Below are 267 nucleotides of genomic sequence, written 5' to 3' on the forward strand. Positions count from 1 at the left end.
AAGTAGTGAGTTTTTTGTTTTTAAGAAGTATACTTTATTTAAAGCAGCTTTTAGAGTAAATCAACTACTGACTCTAGTGGTTCTACAATCTCTATTTTTGATTGAATAATTACAATCCTTCGGAAATAGCCTTTCTCGAAACTTTCTTTTTTTGTGATAATCCAAAGAAGTATATTCTAGGTAGGGATTTTCGCGAATTTCCAAAAAAATAATTTAGCGCTTTTTCGAGGTTCGATTTTTTTTGGTGGCGAATTTTCTAATTCACAC

It is taken from the genome of Flavobacterium sp., assembly GCF_003525665.1.
GTDB lineage: Bacteria > Bacteroidota > Bacteroidia > Flavobacteriales > Flavobacteriaceae > Flavobacterium.